The organism is Streptomyces sp. NPDC053541 (assembly GCF_044544705.1).
Lineage (GTDB): Bacteria > Actinomycetota > Actinomycetes > Streptomycetales > Streptomycetaceae > Streptomyces.
Map to the genome: position 1 here is coordinate 522,886 of NZ_JBITXM010000005.1, position 17,782 is coordinate 540,667.

Annotated in this window: 16 protein-coding genes; 5 read left to right on the plus strand and 11 right to left on the minus strand. The window is 74.4% G+C overall.

What is annotated here, in order from left to right:
- The first annotated feature begins 361 nt into the window (after positions 1-361).
- From sigK to ACIGW2_RS16145, 4 genes are all read left to right on the plus strand, one after another.
- Entirely contained in the window at positions 362-952 is a 591-nt protein-coding gene (gene sigK, locus ACIGW2_RS16130; RefSeq protein WP_391656416.1) for an ECF RNA polymerase sigma factor SigK, read from the plus strand.
- On the plus strand, positions 949-1,701 hold the full coding sequence (locus tag ACIGW2_RS16135; RefSeq protein ID WP_399844064.1) for an anti-sigma factor domain-containing protein: 753 nt from the start codon (positions 949-951) through the stop codon (positions 1,699-1,701). The genes sigK and ACIGW2_RS16135 overlap by 4 nt, the downstream gene beginning before the upstream one ends.
- A gap of 117 nt (positions 1,702-1,818) precedes the next feature.
- Entirely contained in the window at positions 1,819-2,256 is a 438-nt protein-coding gene (locus ACIGW2_RS16140; protein WP_399844066.1) for an SRPBCC family protein, read from the plus strand.
- Between the two features lie 68 nt (positions 2,257-2,324).
- Positions 2,325-3,416: a MerR family transcriptional regulator gene (locus ACIGW2_RS16145; protein WP_399844068.1), complete on the plus strand. Its 1,092-nt coding sequence runs from the start codon at positions 2,325-2,327 to the stop codon at positions 3,414-3,416.
- A 121-nt stretch (positions 3,417-3,537) separates the two neighbouring features.
- Here ACIGW2_RS16145 and ACIGW2_RS16150 read toward each other — a convergent pair whose 3' ends face one another.
- From ACIGW2_RS16150 to ACIGW2_RS16185, 8 genes are all read right to left on the minus strand, one after another.
- Positions 3,538-4,389: a DUF1295 domain-containing protein gene (locus tag ACIGW2_RS16150; RefSeq protein WP_391656398.1), complete on the minus strand. Its 852-nt coding sequence runs from the start codon at positions 4,387-4,389 to the stop codon at positions 3,538-3,540.
- Positions 4,386-5,753 (minus strand): class I SAM-dependent methyltransferase, encoded by a 1,368-nt coding sequence (locus tag ACIGW2_RS16155; RefSeq protein WP_391656399.1) that lies wholly within the window; start codon positions 5,751-5,753, stop codon positions 4,386-4,388. The genes ACIGW2_RS16150 and ACIGW2_RS16155 overlap by 4 nt, the downstream gene beginning before the upstream one ends.
- Positions 5,750-6,505 carry a DUF1365 domain-containing protein gene (locus tag ACIGW2_RS16160; protein ID WP_391656400.1) on the minus strand — a complete coding sequence of 252 codons (756 nt, stop codon included), beginning with the start codon at positions 6,503-6,505 and terminating at the stop codon, positions 5,750-5,752. Before ACIGW2_RS16160 ends, ACIGW2_RS16155 begins: the two co-directional genes overlap by 4 nt.
- Positions 6,505-7,761 (minus strand): NAD(P)/FAD-dependent oxidoreductase, encoded by a 1,257-nt coding sequence (locus tag ACIGW2_RS16165; protein WP_391656401.1) that lies wholly within the window; start codon positions 7,759-7,761, stop codon positions 6,505-6,507. Before ACIGW2_RS16165 ends, ACIGW2_RS16160 begins: the two co-directional genes overlap by 1 nt.
- 98 nt (positions 7,762-7,859) lie before the next feature.
- Positions 7,860-8,483: a sigma-70 family RNA polymerase sigma factor gene (locus tag ACIGW2_RS16170; RefSeq protein WP_391656402.1), complete on the minus strand. Its 624-nt coding sequence runs from the start codon at positions 8,481-8,483 to the stop codon at positions 7,860-7,862.
- 216 nt (positions 8,484-8,699) lie between these two features.
- Positions 8,700-10,073 carry a cryptochrome/photolyase family protein gene (locus ACIGW2_RS16175; protein WP_399844072.1) on the minus strand — a complete coding sequence of 458 codons (1,374 nt, stop codon included), beginning with the start codon at positions 10,071-10,073 and terminating at the stop codon, positions 8,700-8,702.
- Between the two features lie 232 nt (positions 10,074-10,305).
- On the minus strand, positions 10,306-12,378 hold the full coding sequence (locus tag ACIGW2_RS16180; protein WP_399844074.1) for an MMPL family transporter: 2,073 nt from the start codon (positions 12,376-12,378) through the stop codon (positions 10,306-10,308).
- A gap of 121 nt (positions 12,379-12,499) precedes the next feature.
- Positions 12,500-12,988, minus strand: coding sequence for a MarR family winged helix-turn-helix transcriptional regulator (locus ACIGW2_RS16185; RefSeq protein ID WP_391656405.1), 489 nt, complete (start codon positions 12,986-12,988; stop codon positions 12,500-12,502).
- 134 nt (positions 12,989-13,122) lie between these two features.
- Here ACIGW2_RS16185 and ACIGW2_RS16190 point away from each other — a divergent pair, with 134 nt between their 5' ends.
- On the plus strand, positions 13,123-13,356 hold the full coding sequence (locus tag ACIGW2_RS16190; protein WP_391656406.1) for a hypothetical protein: 234 nt from the start codon (positions 13,123-13,125) through the stop codon (positions 13,354-13,356).
- Between the two features lie 69 nt (positions 13,357-13,425).
- On the opposite strand, the gene ACIGW2_RS16195 is transcribed toward ACIGW2_RS16190, so the two are convergent.
- The 3 genes from ACIGW2_RS16195 to ACIGW2_RS16205 form a co-directional block, all read right to left on the minus strand.
- Positions 13,426-14,346 (minus strand): SDR family oxidoreductase, encoded by a 921-nt coding sequence (locus tag ACIGW2_RS16195; protein WP_391656407.1) that lies wholly within the window; start codon positions 14,344-14,346, stop codon positions 13,426-13,428.
- An 87-nt stretch (positions 14,347-14,433) separates the two neighbouring features.
- Positions 14,434-15,948, minus strand: coding sequence for an SDR family oxidoreductase (locus tag ACIGW2_RS16200; RefSeq protein WP_399844077.1), 1,515 nt, complete (start codon positions 15,946-15,948; stop codon positions 14,434-14,436).
- A 403-nt stretch (positions 15,949-16,351) separates the two neighbouring features.
- Entirely contained in the window at positions 16,352-17,701 is a 1,350-nt protein-coding gene (locus tag ACIGW2_RS16205) for a D-arabinono-1,4-lactone oxidase (protein ID WP_399844079.1), read from the minus strand.
- Positions 17,702-17,782 lie beyond the last annotated feature (81 nt).

Below are 17,782 nucleotides of genomic sequence, written 5' to 3' on the forward strand. Positions count from 1 at the left end.
GCTTGGGCCGGATCCCGTGCGCTGCCCGGCATGCCCGGCCGGCGCTTGGGCCGGAGGCCCGTGAGCTGCCCGGCATGCCCGGCCGGTCTCGCGCGGTGGCGCCGCGCCGACGGCCGGGGGCCGAGACGGCCGCGTTCCCGCGTCCGGCCGCGGGACGCGGCGACGAAACGGGTCCCATCCGTTCGGGCGTCCGCAACGAAGTACATGCAGAGGTGTCCCGCGGTCATGCGCTCCGGGGCGTCTCACCCGTGACAGCACCGAACGAGCTCCGGCAACGAAGGACCAGCATGCGATGGACCGCCCTGCCCCGACCGGCCCCGACCGGCGTCTCCGCCTGGTCTTCTCGCGCGGAGAGCGTCCGGTGAACGAGCCGCTCCCCTTCCGAAGCACCCGGAGCACAACCGGGTCCCCCGACCTTCCCGCCGTCATGCAGCGGGTCGCCCAGGGCGACAAGGACGCCTTCTCGGCCCTGTACGACGCGCTCGCCCCGATGGTCTTCGGCATCGTGCTCCGAGTCGTGCGCGACCCCGCGCAGTCCGAGGAGGTCGCCCAGGAGGTCATGATCGACCTGTGGCGCCAGGCGGCCCGCTACCGCAGCGACTCCGGCTCCGTCACCGCCTGGGCGGCGACGATCGCCCACCGCCGTGCCGTGGACCGGGTCCGCTCCGCGCAGGCCGCGATCGACCGCGAACACGCCCAGGCCGTCCGCGACCACCGCACCGCCCACGACGACGTCGCCGAACAGGTCGAGACGCGCCTGGAGAGCGAGCAGGTACGCCGTTGCCTGCGCGGCCTGACCGAACTCCAGCGCCAGGCCGTGACCCTGGCCTACTACCAGGGACTCACCTACCGTGAAGTCGCCGAGACCCTCCGCACGCCGCTTCCCACCATCAAGACACGCATGCGCGACGGGCTCATCCGGCTCCGCGACTGCATGGGGGTGACCACGTGAAACACCACGCGTCCGACATCCACGCCCTCTCCGGCGCCTACGCCCTCGACGCACTCGACGCCGAAGAGACCGACACGTTCGCCCGTCACCTCGACCAGTGCGAGGCCTGCCGACGCGAGGTGGCGGAGTTCCACGCCACCACGGCCCGGCTCGCCGCCGCCACCACCAGGGAAGCGCCCGCCGCGCTGAAGCAGCGCACCTTGGACGCCATCGACGGCGTCCGCCAGCTCCCGCCGCGCCTCACCCCCCCGTCCGCGACGCCGGACCGGGGCCGCCGGCTGCGCCGCAAGGCCCTGCCGTTGGGGCTCGCGGCGGCTCTCGTCGCCGCCGCCTCGTTCGCCGGTCTCGCCGCCTGGCAGCACCAGGAGGCACGCGACGCGGAACAGCAGAGCCGGCGGGCGCAGCAGAACCTCGACACCATCAGCGGCGTCCTGGCCGCGCCCGACGCGCAGACCGTGCACGGCAAGACCGCCAACGGAGCGCTCACCACCGTCGTCACCTCCACCAGCCAGAACAGGGCCGTGTTCACCGCGACCGGTCTTCCCGCACCCGCGCCGGGCAGGACCTACCAGCTGTGGCTCCAGCACGACGGCACCATGCTCCCCGCCGGTCTCGTCCACCAGGACGGCACCGTCCTCGTCGACGGCGACCCCGCCGACGCGACGGCACTCGGCCTCACCCTCGAACCCGCCACGGGCTCCTCCCGGCCCACCACCACCCCCCTCCTCGTACTGAGCCTGCCCGCGTGAAGCACCCGTCCCGCACCCGGCGCGGGGCGCGGCGCATCCGCCGGGGCCCTCCGGCCGGAAGGACGGGTGCCGGGGGCGGTTCGCGAACCCGGCGGAACGCAGGAGGAGGACCGTACGGTGATCACTGTGGAGCGCGTCATCGCGGTGCGCCGTCCGCTGGCCGAGCTCGTGGCCTATCTGGCGGACTTCGCGCGCACCGAGGAGTGGGATCCCGGCACCGTCCGTTGCGTACGGCTCGACGAAGGGCCGGTACGACCGGGTGCGAGTTGGCGGAACACCTCGCGGTTCCGGGGCCGTACGACCGAGCTCCGTTACGAGCTGGTGGTGCGCGAGCCCGGGCGACTGGTGTTCGTCGGCGAGAACCGTACGGTACGGGCGACCGACGTCCTGCGCTTCGCCGGCGAGGGGACGGGCACCCGGCTGACGTATCGGGCGTCGCTGGCGTTCAAGGGCCTCGCCCGCCTCGCCGAGCCGTTCCTGCGGTCGGAGTTCGAGCGGCTGGGTGACGCGGTGGCCACACGGCTTCCGCAGGCAGCCGAAGCGGAAGACCTGTGACGGCGCCCTCCTCGCGGCCGCCCGGCACGCATCGTTTCCGCATCGTTTCGCGTCGTAGGGTGGGTGGCATGTCCGATACGGCTCACGGGATCACGACCGGTGCCGTGGCCCGGCGCCTGGGCGTCTCCCCCACCACGGTGCGCTCCTGGGACCAGCGCTACGGCATCGGTCCCGCCGTGCGCCCGGACGGACGGCACCGGCGGTGGAGCCCCGCGGACATCGCGGTGCTCGACGAGATGTGCCGTCTCACGGCCGCGGGCGTCCCGCCCGCCGAGGCCGCCCGGGCGGCCCGGCAGGCGCGGCCCGCGGTGGATCCGGCCGTTCCCGTTCCCGTCGCCGTGGCCGGTGCTGACGCCGAAGCCGGTGCCGGTACCCGTGCGGGTTTCGAATCCGCCGCCGGCGCCGCTCCGTCCGCTCCCGCCGCCCCTTCAGCCCCGGGCGGTGTGCCCCAGGGGAGGGGCCGTCGGGCGGGGCCCGGCAGTGGGCTTCCCCTGGGCGACGTACGACAGGAGGCCCGCGGGCTGGCCCGTGCCGCCGTGCGCCTCGACGGCCCCGCCATGGAAGGGCTGCTCCAGGAGGCGCTGGCCGAGCACGGCCTGGTCACCGCGTGGCAGGAGATCATGATGCCGACGCTGCACGCCGTGGGCCGCAAGTGGGAGTCGTCCGACGACCGCTATGTCGAGGTGGAGCACCTGCTCTCCTGGCACGTCTCCACCGCGCTGCGGCGCGCCGCCGTGACCGGCCCGGCGACGGGTTCCCAGGCCGCGCCCGTCGTGTTGGCCTGCGCCCCCGGGGAGCAGCACACACTGCCACTGGAGGCGCTCGCGGCGGGACTGGCCGAGCGGGGCCTGCCGACCCGGATGTTCGGGGCGGCGGTGCCCGCGGAGGCCCTCGACGCGGCGGTGCGCCGGTCGGGACCGGCCGCCGTCGCCCTGTGGTCCCAGGCACGGTCCACCGCGAACCACGCCCTCGCCCGGCATGTCGCCGGCACGGCGTTCGGGGTGCGGGGTGCCCGTACGGCGCCCCTGGTCCTGCTGGCGGGGCCGGGTTGGCTCGGCCGGCCTCTGGCGCCGGCGATGGTGCGCCCCGGAGGGCTGCGCGAGGCGATCGGCGTGATCGCCCGACTGTACGGGGAGCCCGGCCGACGTCCCGAGGCCTGAGTTCGCCTCGCGGGCCGCCGCCGGCTGTCCGGACCGCTGTCTCGTGTCTCCGGTACGGGCAGGGCCCCCATCTGTCCCCGGTACGGGCAGGGCTCCCGTCTCAGGCGTGAGGGCCCCTCTCTCAGGTGTCGGTCCGGGCCGGGCCGTCGCCGCCGTCCCGGGCCGGTTCCGCCGCTCGGCGGGGCGGGCGGGGGATGAAGCCGCTGGTGCGGGCGCGGTAGGCCGCGTAACCGGGGCGTTCCGCCATGTGGGCCTCCAGGAGCCGCTTGCCGCTGCCCCAGATGAGCAGGCCGCTCATGACGAGTGGGGAGACGAGGGTGAGCAGGGCGCTCTTCCAGGTGGCACAGGCCGTCAGGTACAGGCCCCACCACACGAGGAAGTCGCCGAAGTAGTGCGGGTGGCGGCTCCAGCTCCACAGCCCCCGGTCCATGATCCGGCCGCGGTTCGCCGGGTCGGCCTTGAACCGGGCGAGTTGCCGGTCCCCCACCGCCTCGACGCCGAGCCCCACGGCCCACACGGCGAGCCCCGCCCACAGGGTCGCGCCCGGCGGCCCGGGCAACAGGACGGCGAACTGGACGGGGAGGGAGACGAGCCAGACCAGGGCGCCCTGCAGGAGGTAGACCTTCCGCAGCGCGTACAGCGTGGGGTTGCCGCGGGCGCGGGCGAGCATCCGGGCGTACCGGGGGTCCTCACCGTGGCCGCGTCCGCGCAGGGCGATGTGGGTCGCGAGCCGCAGTCCCCAGACGACGGTGGCGAGCGCGACGGCGGTCCGGCGCACGTCGTCGCCGTGCCCGGCCGAGAGGAACCAGGCGACGACGGCAACGGCGGCGAAGGCGGCTCCCCAGGCGACGTCCACAATCCGGTGGAGTCCCTTGGCGGTGCCGATCGCGAAGGCCGTCAGCATGACGGCGCCGGCGGTGGCCGCCGAGGCGGCGAGCACGAGCCCGAGGGCACCGGGGTCGACGGCGCTCACGGCCTCTCCTCCGGCCGGCCGGCGAGGCCGGTGGGTCCGGCGGGCGCGCCGGCCTCCCGGGGGGTGTCGGCGGTCAGCAGGAATTGGCGGACGTCGAGGTAGTGGGCGCGGAATCCCGCCTCGGACCAGGCGAGGTAGAACTCCCACATGCGCCGGAAGACGGGGTCGAAGCCGAGCGCGGCGACGGCGGTCTCCTGGTGGAGGAAGCGGGTGCGCCACTGGCGCAGTGTCTCGGCGTAGTGGGCGCCGTAGCCCTGGTCGTGGGCGATGCGCAGGCCGGCGGCGGCGCTCTCGCGCGCGATGGCCTCCGGCGAGGGGATCAGGCCGCCAGGAAAGACGTACTTGCTGATCCAGGTATGCGTGCGGGCGGTGGCGAGCATCCGCGCGTGCGGCATGGTGATGGCCTGGAGCGCGATCCGGCCGCCGGGGGCGAGGAGGCGGCGGAGCGCGGTGAAGTAGTCGGGCCAGAACTCGGCGCCGACGGCCTCGATCATCTCGACGCTCACGACGGCGTCGTAACGCCCCTGGACGTGGCGGTAGTCGAGGAGCTCGACGGTGACGCGGTCGGCGACGCCAGCCTGTGCCACGCGCCGGCGGGCGAGGGCGAGCTGCTCCTCGGAGAGGGTGACGGTGCGGACCCGGGCGCCTCTGGCGGCGGCGCGGATCGCGAGCTCGCCCCAGCCGGTGCCGATCTCCAGGAGGTCGGTGTCCGGTCCGGTCCCGGCCAGGTCGAGGAGCCGGTCGATCTTGCGGTGCTGGGCCGCGGTGAACTCCGCGTCGGGGAGGGGGGCCGGCCCGGCCGGGAGGGGGTCGAAGACCGCCGAGGAGTAGCTGAGACCGGGGTCGAGGAAGAGGGCGAACAGCTCGTTGGAGAGGTCGTAGTGACGGTGGATGTTCTCGCGCGCCCCGTCGGGGGTGTTGAGGTCCGCCCGGGGTCTGCGCCGGACCCAGGCGCCCCGGAACCGGTGCAGCGGCCCGGGGACGAGGTCGTCGACGTGCCGGGCGAGGACGGTGAGGACCTCGACGAGGTCGTCGGCGTCCCACTCGCCGGCCATGTACGACTCTCCGAAGCCGATCAGCCCGTCGGCGCCGATCCGGCGGTGGAACGCGTCGGGGTCGTGGAGCGTGAGGGTGGGCACGGTGCCGTGCCCACCGGGCGGCGTGGGTCCCGGGAGCAGGCTCGTGCCGGTCCGTATCCCCAGGGGCAGCCGGGTGAGGGCACGCTCCACGAGACGGCGGGCGACGGCGGTGCGCAGTGCCGAGGCGCGGGGCAGGCGGGCGACGTCGGGCCAGCGGTCCGGGTCGACCGGAACCTGGCCGGCCCGGGTGGTGGCGGGCGCGGTCGGCGGAGGCGGGAGGGTCATGACGTGCCTTCCTGGGCGGGGGTCCTGCGGGGCGGCCGCGGCCGGACGCGCAGCCCCTTGAGGTAGAGGTGGATGCCGTGGCGGCGGATGCCGAGGGAGACGGCGGCGGTGGACCACGGGTGGCGGAGGGCGGCCGCAAGCAGGGCGGCCGGGCCGGCGGGGCCGCGGGCGCCGCGCACCGTGGCGGTCAGGGGGCGGGACCCGTTCGGCCGGCGGTACTGGACGGTCAGGTCGAGGCGTTCGCCGGGGAGCGGCAGCCGCATGCGGTAGGTGCCGTCGAGGTCGAGGAACGGCGAGACGTAGAACTCCTTGGCGGTCTCGGCGTGGTCCCGTGCGTCGGGGTGCAGCAGGTAGCAGTGGCGTTCGCCGTAGGTGTTGTGGACCTCGGCGACCACGCACACGGGGCGCCCGGCGCGGTCGTGGCACCAGTACAGGGTGAGCGGGTTGAAGACGTGCCCCAGGACGCGGGCGTGAGCGAGCATCAGGACCCGGCCGTCCGCGTTCCGCACGCCCTGCGCGGCCAGGTAGGCGTCGATTCCGGCCCGCAGCGAGGGTGCGGTTCCGTCGAAGTGGTCGCGCGGGTCGAAGCGAGCGAGCGGGCGCAGCGGCCGGGGCAGGACGGGCAGGTCGTCGATGTCGACCAGCCACAGGTAGGTGCGGTGGCGCAGGGCGTGGTGGACGGGGTCGACGCGGGTGTGGGCGACCTCGGTCGCGTACAGGGCGGGCACGGGTGGCGGGACCGGGCCGGTCATCACCAGTTCACCCCCAGGTGGCGGGCGGCTTCGACGCCGGAGCGGCAGCCGTCCTCGTGGAAGCCCCAGCCGTGGTAGGCGCCGGCGTAGGCGGTGACCGGGCTGCGGAGGGTGGGCAGGAGTTGCTGGGCTGCCACGGACTTCGCGGTGTAGACGGGGTGTTCGTATGTCATGCGGGCCAGGACGGTGGACTCGTCGACGCGGTCGCCGGGGTTGAGCGTGACGATGTGCGGCTCGTCGCCGGGAAGGCGCTGGAGCCGGTTCATGTCGTAGCTGACCTGGACGGCCCCCGGTCGGGCGGTGCAGGACGGCAGCCGGTAGTTCCAGGAGGCCCGGGCGTGCGGCGAGCGCGGCAGCAGGCTGGTGTCGCGGTGCAGGACCGTGGGGTTGCGGGAGTAGGTGAAGGCGCCGAGGACCCGCCGCTCGCTGTCGGTGGGATCGGCCAGGAGGCGGAGGGCCTGGTCGGGGTGGACGGCGATGACCACGGCGGCGTGCTCGGCCGACTCGCCGTCGGCGGTGACGACGGTCGCCCGGTGGGCGCCGCGGACGACGGCCCGGACGGGGGTGGCGGTCCGTACGGAGGAAAGGTTCTTCGCGATCCGTTCGACGTAGGTCGCGGATCCGCCGGTGACGGTCTTCCACTGCGGGGAGCCGGTCACCGACAGGAGTCCGTGGTGGTCGAGGAAGCGGAACAGGTAAGCGGCCGGGTAGAGCAGCGCGGTGTCGGGGGCGCAGGACCAGACGGCGGCGACGAGGGGGGCGGCGAAGTGGCTGACGAAGTGGGCGGAGAAGCGGTGGGCGCGCAGGAAGTCGGCGAGGGAGGCGGTCGAGTCGCCGGTGGCAAGCAGCCGTCGGGCGGCGCGGTGGAAGCGCGGGACGTCGGCGAGCATGCGCAGATGGCGGCCGCGCAGGGCGTTGCCTCCGCCGAGGAGGCCCCGCGGGCCGCGGGCTCCGGCGTATTCGAGGCCGCAGCCGTCGCAGCGGACGGACATGCTCATCTCGGAGTCCTGTGTGGGGACGCCGAGTTCGCGGAAGAGACGCAGGAGGTGGGGGTAGGTGCGCTCGTTGTGGACGATGAAGCCCGTGTCCACACGGAGGGTGCCGCCCCCGGCCGCGGGGAGTTCGTGGGTGTGCGCGTGTCCTCCGAGCCGTCCTTCGCCCTCGTACAGCACCACGTCGTGCGTGCGGTGCAGCAGGTGCGCGGCGGTGAGCCCCGCAACCCCCGCGCCGATCACGGCGATACTGCGTGCGTTCATCGTTCCCACCCGTCGTGTGGTGGCCGCGGCCCGTCGAGGCGGCGGCCCTGGTTCTGCTGTCGGTCGTTCGGAGCGCTCGCGCCGCCGGATGGGTCGGGTCACCCACCGGCCGCGGCGAGGTCGAGGCTCAGGCGCATCCGCTGGAGGCCGCGGCGGGCGTGGCTCTTCACGGTGCCGAGGGGCATGCCGGTGCGGTCGGCGATCTGCGTCTGGGTCAGGTCGGCGAAGTAGGCGAGCTCCAGGACGTCGCGCTGGACGCGGGGCAGCCGGGCGAGTTCCTCGGTGACGACGATCCGGTCGATGATCCGTTCGGGTCCTTCGGTGGAGCCGCCGGTACGTTCCATGGCGGCTCCGAGGGCCGCGGTGAGCATGGTGCGCCGGGTGCGGGCGGTCAGCGCGTCGGCGATCTTCCGGCGCGTGATGCCGGTCAGCCACGCCGGCAGGGTCCCGCGGTCGGGGTGGAAGTTCGCCCGGCCCCGCCAGGCGGCGTCGAACACCTGCTGGGTGATGTCCTCCGCCTCGCGGGGGTCGCCGAGGGCGCGGGCCGCGAGGGTGTGCACGAGCCGTCCCCAGCGGTGGTAGGCCTCGTCCAAGCAGCGCTCGTCTCCCTGGACCAGTCCGCCCGCGATCCTGGCGTCGTCGGCCGCCGTGTCGCGCGGTGCGCGGGGCGGCCGCGGCTCCGCCGGGGTGGCGAGGTGGCCGGTCGTCCGGGTCACGGTCATGACTGTTCCTCCTCCGGGCGGTGGCGCGTGGCGTCACGGCTCTGCGGGGCGTGCGACCGCCGCTGAAGCGGCGGTGCGGCGGAACCGCGTCGATTCCGTCTCCTCACACTCCGGCGACGGAGCACCCTCACTCAACTCGCATCGTTTCCGCATCGATATCGAATGGCGATGCGCATCGATTCGCTCCCCGCGGGCGGAGCAGCGCGGCGGCCGGGCTCAGGCGGTGTCCCGGCCCTGCCGGAAACGCGCCAGACCTTCGGAGAGCTCGATCAGCGGCTCCGGGTAGTCGTAGGCCGCCCGGTCGAGGCCGGTCAGGCGCCACGGCTCGTGCACGGCCGCCCCGTCGAGGCCGGCGAGCTCGGGCACCCAGCGCCGTACGTAGGCGCCGTCGGGGTCGTACCGCTTGCCCTGGAGCACGGGATTGAGCACGCGGTTGGGCCGGCTGTCCGTCCCCGTGCCCGCCACCCACTGCCAGTTGAGCTGGTTGTTCGCCACGTCGCCGTCGACCAGCAGATCGAGGAAGTGGCGGGCGCCCTCCCGCCAGTCGATGTACAGCGTCTTGGTCAGGAAGGAGGCGGCGAGCAGCCGGCCGCGGTTGTGCATCCACCCCTCGTGGGCGAGCTGGCGCATGGCGGCGTCGACGACGGGATAGCCGGTCCGTCCCTCACGCCAGGCCGCCAGGTCAGCCTCGGCCTCGGCTCCCCGGCGCCAGCGGTCGTGCCGCGGGCGGTAGTCCGCGGCGGCGGCCCCGGGCCGGGCGGCGAGCACCTGGCGATGGAAGTCGCGCCAGCACAGCTGGCGCACGAAGGCCTCCGCTCCGGCGCCGCCGCGCTTCCTGGCCCGCTGGACGGCCTCCAGGGCGGAGACGGCCCCGAAGTGAAGGTACGGCGAGAGACGCGAGGTGACGTCACCCGCGAGGTCGTCGTGGCGCTGCTCGTACTCGTCCCCGTGCGCCGCCAGCCAGGAGCCGAGCCGCTTGCGGCCCTCGCTCTCCCCTCCCGCGGCGAGGCCCGGCGAGACGTCCGCGATCGCGGAGCGCGGCGGCACCCGCTCCGAGCGCGGCCCCGTCGGCACCGGCACCGCCCTGGGCGGGGCCAGCGGGGTGCGCAGGGGCTCGTCCGCCCAGCGCCGGTAGTACGGCGTGAAGACCGCGAAGTGGTCGGAACCCTGCGGGGTGACGTCACCGGGCGGCACGACGTCGACCACGCCGTCGTGCACGTAAAGACGCCGCCCGTCCTCCTCCAGCACCTTGCGCAGAAGCTCCTCCCGCGCCCGGGCGAAGGCCGTCACACCGGCGGACAGGTGGACCTCGTCGGCCTCGGTCTGCCGCACCAGGGCCCGTACCTCGGCCACCGTGTCACCGTCGCGCACCACCAGCCGGCCGCCCCGCTCCCCGAGCTCCCGGTCGAGGTCGGCCAGGCAGTCCGCGAGGAAGGCCAGCCGGTTGGGGGCCGCGAAGCCGGCCCGGTCCACGGCCGGATCCCGCACGAAGAGCGGCACCACCTCCCGTGCCCCTTCGAGAGCGGCCCGCATCGGCGGGTGGTCGTGCACCCGGAGATCGGAGGTGTACAGAACGACGGCGACGGTCATCGCGTCCTCCCTGCTCGGCCGCCGGTGGCGCGCTCGTCCCCCGGCGTACTGGTTTCCCGTTCCTACCTCCGCGGTTCCCCGCCGCGGCGGGGAGCGGATGCGGGCGGGGCGGGCGCTTTCGCCGGGCCGGGAGACCATCGTGCCCGTGTCCGCGCCCCCACCGCCGCCGGGGCGGGCGCGCGAGGGACGCGTCCCGCCCCGCCGGTCCGGGGACCGCGAAGGGCGCTGCGGGTCAGGGCCGGTGCCGGAGCGCGCCCGGCCACCAGACGGCGGGGCCGATGTCGCGGACCAGGGCGGGCACCAGGAGCGAGCGGACCACCAGCGTGTCGAGCAGGACGCCGAAGGCCACGATGAAGGCGATCTGGACCAGGAACGCCAGCGGGATGACGGCCAGGGCGGCGAAGGTGGCGGCGAGGACCACGCCCGCCGAGGTGATGACCCCTCCGGTGGCGACCAGTCCCCGGCGCACGCCCTCGCGCGTTCCGTGCAGCACCGTCTCCTCGCGCACCCGTGACATGAGGAAGATGTTGTAGTCGACGCCGAGGGCGACCAGGAAGACGAATCCGTACAGGGGGACCGCGGCGTCCGTCCCGGTGAACCCGAGGACGTGCTCGAAGACGAGGGCGGAGACGCCCAGGGTGGCCAGGAAGTTGAGCCCGACCGTGACCACCAGGAGCACAGGCAGCAGCAGCGAGCGCAGCAGGCCGACCAGGATCACGAGGATGATCGCGAGCACGACGGGCACGATGAGCTTCCTGTCGTGCTCGGCGGTGACCTGGGTGTCGTACTGCTGCGCGGTGAAGCCGCCGACGAGGGCGTCGGCGCCGGGCACGGCGTGCAGGGTGTCGCGCAGGGCGGCCACGGTCTGCTTGGCGGCGTCGGAGTCGGCGGCGTCGGCGAGGGTGACGTCGATCCGTGCCCGCCCGTCGGCGACGAGCGGCTGTCGCGTGCCGGGGGCGGCGAAGAGGGTCGCGGAGTCGACTCCGTCGACGGAGAGCGCGGCGGTCCGGACCCGCTCCGCGGCATCGGCGTCGGCGACGACGACGGCGGGCTGGCCGGCACCGGCCGGGAAGTGCGCGCTCAGGCGCGCCTGGGCGGCGACGGACGGGGCGTCCTTGACGAAGATCTCGTCGAGCGGGACGCCCTTGGAGTCGAGTGTGAGGGAGAAGGCGGCGCAGGCGAGCAGGGCGGCGAGGGAACCGGCCCAGACCTTGCGCGGCACGCGGTCGACGAGCGCGGCGACCCTGCGCCAGGCGGGGTGGGCGTCGTCCCCGGTGGGCTCCTGGGGCCGGGCGGGCCAGTACGCGGCCCGGCCGAGGAGGACCAGGACGGCAGGAAGGAACGTCACCGCGCTCAGGACGGCGCAGCCGATGCCGAGGGCGCCCACGGGACCGAGCGCCCGGTTGTTCGTGAGGTCGCTGAGGAGGAGCGCGAGCAAACCGAGGGCGACCGTTGCGGCGCTGGCCAGGATCGTGCCGAGCGACTGCTTCAGGGCCGCACGCATGGCCGGGAACCGGTCGCCGTCGCGGGCTCCCAACTCCTCCCGGTAGCGGGCCGCCAGCAGCAGGGCGTAGTCGGTCGCGGCGCCGATGACCAGGATGGACAGGATGCCCTGCACCTGGCCGTCGACGCGTACGACGTCGTGGTCGGCCAGGACGTAGACGAGGGCGCAGGCCAGCCCCAGGGCGAAGACGGCACCGAGGATGATCGCCAGTGGCAGCAGGACGCTCCGGTAGACCAGGAGCAGGATCACCAGGACGGTCACCAGGGCGACGACGAGGAGGAGTCCGTCGATGCCCGCGAACGCGTCCCTCAGGTCCGCCTGGGAGGCGGCCGGGCCGCCCAGCCACGCCTCGGTGCCCGGTACGGCGGAGGCAGCCGCCTCGACCGTGCCCAGCATCTCGGGCAGCCGGTCGCCGAGGTCGGGCCGGAGCTGGACGACGCCCCGCAGGGCCTCGCCGTCCTCGGAAGGGAAGGCCGGCGAGGGGGCGCCGACCACGCCCGCGGCACCCGTCAGAGAGGCCAGTGCGCGGGTGGCGGCCGCCTGAGCGGACGGGGGCGTGGGGCCGCCGCGCTCGGCGGTCCAGACGACCAGGACCGGCAGGGTCTCTTCCTGGCGGAAGGCCTCCTGGGCCCTGAGCACCTGTGTCGACTCGGCGCTGCGCGGCAGGAAGGCCGCCTGGTCATTGGTGGCCACCTCACCGAGCTTGCCCGCGTAGGGGCCCAGCCCTCCGCCGATGGCGAGCCAGCCGACGAGCACGAGCAGCGGCAGCAGTCTGCGCGCCCACCGCAGGGGTGCGGACATGGAGGAACCCCCAAGCATCTCGACGATCAATAATCTCAATGATTGAAATAAACTGAACCACACCCCCTTCCGGGCTCCGACACCGCACGGATGCACGTGGGTCGACGGTGGCAGCGGTTTTCTAGTGGCGCGGGGCGCGGAGCTCGCCGAGCTCCTCGTTCAGCGCGTCCAGGTACCTCAGGACGACGGCGAGCTCCTCGTCGCTGAACCGCTCGCGCGCCCGCTCCGCCGCCTGCGCGAGCGGCATGAAGTGGGCCCGTGCCACGGCCCGCGCCCCCGGCACGTAGTGGATGCGCACCACCCGCCGGTCGTCGTCCGCCCTGCTGCGGCGGATGTGGCCCGCCTTCTCCAGACGGTCCAGGCAGGCGGTCACGGCGCCCGAGGTCAGGCCGAGATGCTCCCTCAGCAGCCCCGGGGTGGCGGTGTCGGGGTGGTCCAGCACGAACGAGAGCGCGTGGACGTCGGTGGAATGCAGCCTCTCCGCGGAGGCGAAGCCGTGCACCAGGCGGTTCGCCTCGCCGATCGTCCTCCGCAGGGCGACCGCGAAGGCCCGCAGATCGGTCCTGGTCCCGTTCTCCGTCACGCTCTTCTCCGCCTGCCCGTCACCCACGCGGCAAGCCTATGCGGACGCTTCGGGAACACGGAATCGGCCGCTCTGCGGCCCCTGTGCATCAGCTCACCGCACCAGTCCCGAAGAACGGGATCCCGGCGGCCTCCCCCGGCCGCCCCCCTACGGAGAACGCCATGAGCACTACCGAGCCCTTCCCTCCGGCAAGCCACTCCCCCGCGCCGGGCACCTACGTGTGCGACTGCGGCGGCACCCACCTGTGGCGCATCGAGCCGGCAGGACATCTCTTCCCCACCTTCCCGGCCGCCTGCACGGGCCGCACCTGGCGGCCCTCCGCCCCTTCCGGCCCGGCCCCGGCCACCGGACCGGTTTCCGAGGCCGAGCCCGGAGCGGCCACGGAGCCCGCCTGACCGCCGGCCCCGATTCGGGCCCCGATTCGGGCCCCGAGGCGGACCGCGGAAGCGGCAGGCCTCGGCACGTCATGGTCGTCCCTGCCCGTCCCCCGACGCGGGGGCGGTGCCGGGGCGGCGGAGCGACGCCTCCTCGATGCGGCCGCCGCGGCCAAGCAGTCCGGTCTGCTCGAACGTGTACTCGTCCATGAGCCGCGGCAGTTCGCGCCGCGACACCAGGTCGACGACGAACGGGAAGACCGGGCGTCCGGCCTGCGCGAGCCGGAGCCACGGGGGTGCGTAGACCGTGGCGGACCGCCGCTCGACGCCCCGGCCGATCCAAGCCGCGACACGGTCCACTGGGTACACCCGGCGTGCGGGGGCGGGCATGTGCCCGCGCAGTTCCCGCAGGACCGTGTGGCGGTCGACGTCACGGATCATGTCGGTGTCGGTCCAGTGCAGGTAGGCCACGCCGACGACGACGCCGACCGGGGCCACTTCGGCGCGGAGCGAGCGGGCGAAGGCCTCGGCGCCCGCCTTGGACGCGCAGTAGGCGCTCATCATGGGAGCCGCGCCGAAGGCCGCGGTCGAGGCGATCTGCAGGAAGTAGCCGCGGGTGGCCCGCAGTCCGGGGAGGAAGGAACGCGCGGTCGCGGCGCTCCCGACGAGGTTGACCTCGATGACCCGGCGCCAGATCTCCGGATCGGAGGATTCGAAGGGCCCGCCCTCCGCGACACCGGCGTTGGCGATGACGACCGACGGGGCGCCGAGGCCGCGGGCCACCTCGTCGGCGGCCCGGCGCATCCCGGCGTCGTCGGTGACGTCCACCTCCACGACGTGGCTCCGGGTGGGCAGGGTCCCGGCGACCGCCTCCAGGGTGGCGGCTTCCCGACCGAGCAGGGCCACCCGCATCCCCCGGGCGGCGAGGCCGCGGGCCAGGTCGGCCCCCAGCCCTCGGGCGGCGCCCGTGACGACCGCGGTGCGTCCCTGCAGATCCCATGAACGGCTCATGGCGGCAGCCTCCTCGTGTCACTGCTCACGGCCTGGGGGTGCGGGAGCCACGCGGGGCGGACGGGTGCGGCAGAGGCCGCTTCCCGTTCACGGCGCGACCCGCCGTCCGTTCTCCGTCTCGGCGGTGCGGGCGATGTTCCTGGCCATGCCGCCGAAGACCACGGCGTGAAAGGGGGAGACGCTCCACCAGTACGCCTGGCCCGCGAGGCCCCGGGGATGGAAGAGAGCCCGCTGGCGGTACGAGGTCCGGCCGCGCTCGTCCCGGTCGACGGCCATCTCCAGCCAGGCGAGACCGGGCAGCCGCATCTCGGCCCGCAGCCGCAGCAGACGGCCGCGGTCGATCTCCTCGACGCGCCAGAAGTCCAGCGCGTCGCCGACCCGCAGCCGCGCCGCGTCACGGCGGCCCCGGCGCAGCCCCACTCCCCCGACGAGGCGGTCCGCCCAGCCCCGGACGGCCCAGGCGAGCGGGAAGGAGTACCAGCCGTTCTCCCCGCCGACGCCCTCGATGACCCGCCACAGCGACTCGGCGCTCGCCTCGACGGTGCGCGCGCGTTCGTCCGTGTAGAGGCTGCCGCCCGCCCAGTCCGGATCGGTGGGCAGCGGGTCGCTCGGCGCCCCGGGCGGCGAGGCCGAGGACCAGCGGGTCGTGACCTGTGCGTCCCGCACCCGGCGCAGGGCCAGCCGGAGGGCCTCCACGAACGGGACGGGCGCCCCGGGTGCGTCCGGTACGTGACGCGTGATGTCGTGTTCGGTGCACACCACCTCGTGCCGGAGCGACTCGGTGAGCGGCTTGGCCAGCGAGGCCGGCACCGGGGTGACCAGACCGATCCACTGGCTCGACAGCCGCGGGGTGAGGACGGGCACGGGCACGATCAGGCGTCGGCGCAGACCGGCGACCTCGGCGTACCGCTCCATCATCTCCCGGTACGTGAGCACGTCGGGGCCGCCGATGTCGAAGGTCCGGTTGACGTCCGGGGGCATCCCGGCGCTGCCCACCAGGTATCTCAGCACGTCGCGGACCGCGATGGGCTGGACCCTGCTGCCGACCCAGCTCGGGGTGACCATGACGGGCAGCCGTTCGGTGAGGTAGCGGAGCATCTCGAAGGAGGCCGATCCGGAGCCGATGACCACGGCCGCGCGCAGCACGGTGGTGGGGACGCCCGAGTCGAGGAGGATGCGGCCCACCTCCGTGCGGGACCGCAGGTGGGGCGAGAGCTCGCGCTCCGGCACGCCGCGTGGGACGAGGCCGCCCAGGTAGACGATGCGCCGCACGCCGGCCGCACGCGCCTCGGCGGCGAAGGTGCGGGCGGCGAGCCGGTCGGTGGCCTCGAAGTCGGGCGTGGAGCTCATGGAGTGGACGAGGTAGTAGGCGACGTCCACGCCGGCGAACGCCTCTCGGAGGCTCGCCGCGTCGGTGACGTCCCCGCGCACGGTCTCCACGCGGTCGGCCCAGGGGAAGTCGCGCAGCTTGTCCGGGTGCCGGGCCAGACAGCGGACGCGGTGACCGGCGCCGAGCAGCTCCGGCACGAGCCGGCCCCCGATGTAGCCGCTCGCGCCGGTCACCAGACAGCGGGCGCCTTCGGCCGGGGTGGCAGTGTTCATGCGCTGATCCGTTTCACCGATCGACGTGGCGCACACGCGCCCTGCCGCTTCTTCGGCGTTTCGGCGGCGCGCGGATGCGGGCCGGGTGGGGCCGAGCGTCGGCGTCGGCCGTGCCCGCGCCGTCGGAGTTCCGGTGAGCTCGGGGCGGGGTCCTGGTGGGGTCGGGTCCGGTCGGCGTCTGCGACTTCGCGCACCCGCTCGCCGGGCCGCCGACCACGGTCGTCTACCTCATGTCCGTACCGCACGGCCTCCCCGGCGCCACGGGACGGGCACTGGCCCGCCTCGACCAGGTCCGGCTGTGCGCCTCGGTCAGCGGCCGGTACGACCTGCACGCCCAGGTCCTGCTGCACGGCCTGGCGGGCATCGACCCGTTCGAGGCGCGGCTTGAGCGTCCGGCCCGTGGTCAGGCGGCGCGGGCGGCGCCTTCGGCGGTGACGGGGGTCGCCCGCGGGGCGAGGCCGAGGACGCGGTCGAGATAGCGGTTGGCGAAGACCCCGGTCGGGTCGAGGGCGTCGCGCAGCGCGACGAAGTCGTCGAAGCGCGGGTAGCGGGGGCGCAGGGCCTGGGCGTCGAGGGTGTGCATCTTGCCCCAGTGCGGGCGGCCTCCGAAACCGCCGAGGATCTCCTCGCAGGCCCGGAAGTACCGCTCGTACGGCATCCGGTGGTACTGGTGGAAGGCGATGTAACAGCTCTCGCGGCCCTGAGCGGTCGACAGCCAGATGTCGTCGGGGGCGGCGAAACGGACCTCCAGCGGGAACGAGACCGCTTCGTCGTGGGTGTCGACCCAGCGCCTGATCTCCTCGAGCGCGTCGATCGCGTGCTCACGGGGGATCGCGAACTCGCCCTCGTGGAAGCGGACCTCGCGCGACGAGGCGAAGACGCGCGGCGACAGGTCGGTCCATTCCCGGGCGGACATGGCCCGTGCCGCGAGCCGGGTGATCGGTGGCACCAGGGAGGGGACCCTCGTGCCGAGCCGGCACAGCCCCTCGAAGCCGATGTTGCTGACGGCCTCGTCGACACGGCGGCTCAGCGCGCCCAGCGGCTTCAGCGGGGTGCCATCGGGCAGGCGTTCGAAGCGTCGGGTCAGTGTGGTAGTGCTGTGCGGGAACCAGAAGAACTCGAAGTGGGCGTTGTGCTCGACGAGTTCGTCGAGCCGGCCGAGCGTCTCGGCGAGCGGCAGCGCGGTGTCCCGGGCGTGCAGGGCGAACTGCGGGACACACTGCAACGTGACCTCGGTGAGGACCCCGAGCGCCCCGAGTCCGACGCGCGCGGCCTCGAACAGCTCCGGGCGCTCGTCGGCGGAGCAGCGGACGTCCGATCCGTCCGCCAGGACCAGACGCAACGCCCGGACCTGGGTGGCGATGCCGCCGAACCGCCGGCCCGAACCGTGTGTTCCGGTGGAGATCGCCCCGGAGACGGTCTGCCGGTCGATGTCCCCCATGATCTCCATCGCCAGTCCGTGGGCGGCGAGCAGCGGGCTGAGCTTCCACAGCGGCATCCCGGCCCCGACCGTGACCAGGCCGCTGTCCGGGTCGACCGAGCGCAGGCCGTCCAGCCGGTCGAGGCGCAGCTGGACGTCAGGGGCGACGGCGGCCGCGCTGAACGAGTGCCCTGCTCCGACGGCCTTGACCCGCCGCCCGGCACGGGCCGCGTCCGTGACGACCTCGGCCACCTCGGCCGTGCTCCCCGGACGCAGGACCCGTACGGGCCGGGCCTCCTGGTTTCCCGCCCAGTTGCGCCATACCTCGGTCATACCGGAAGTCCTCTCGCATGGATCGACGGCCGCCCGCGACCGGGCGCGGTTCCCGGAAGTTGAACTTGGTCAGGCGTCCAA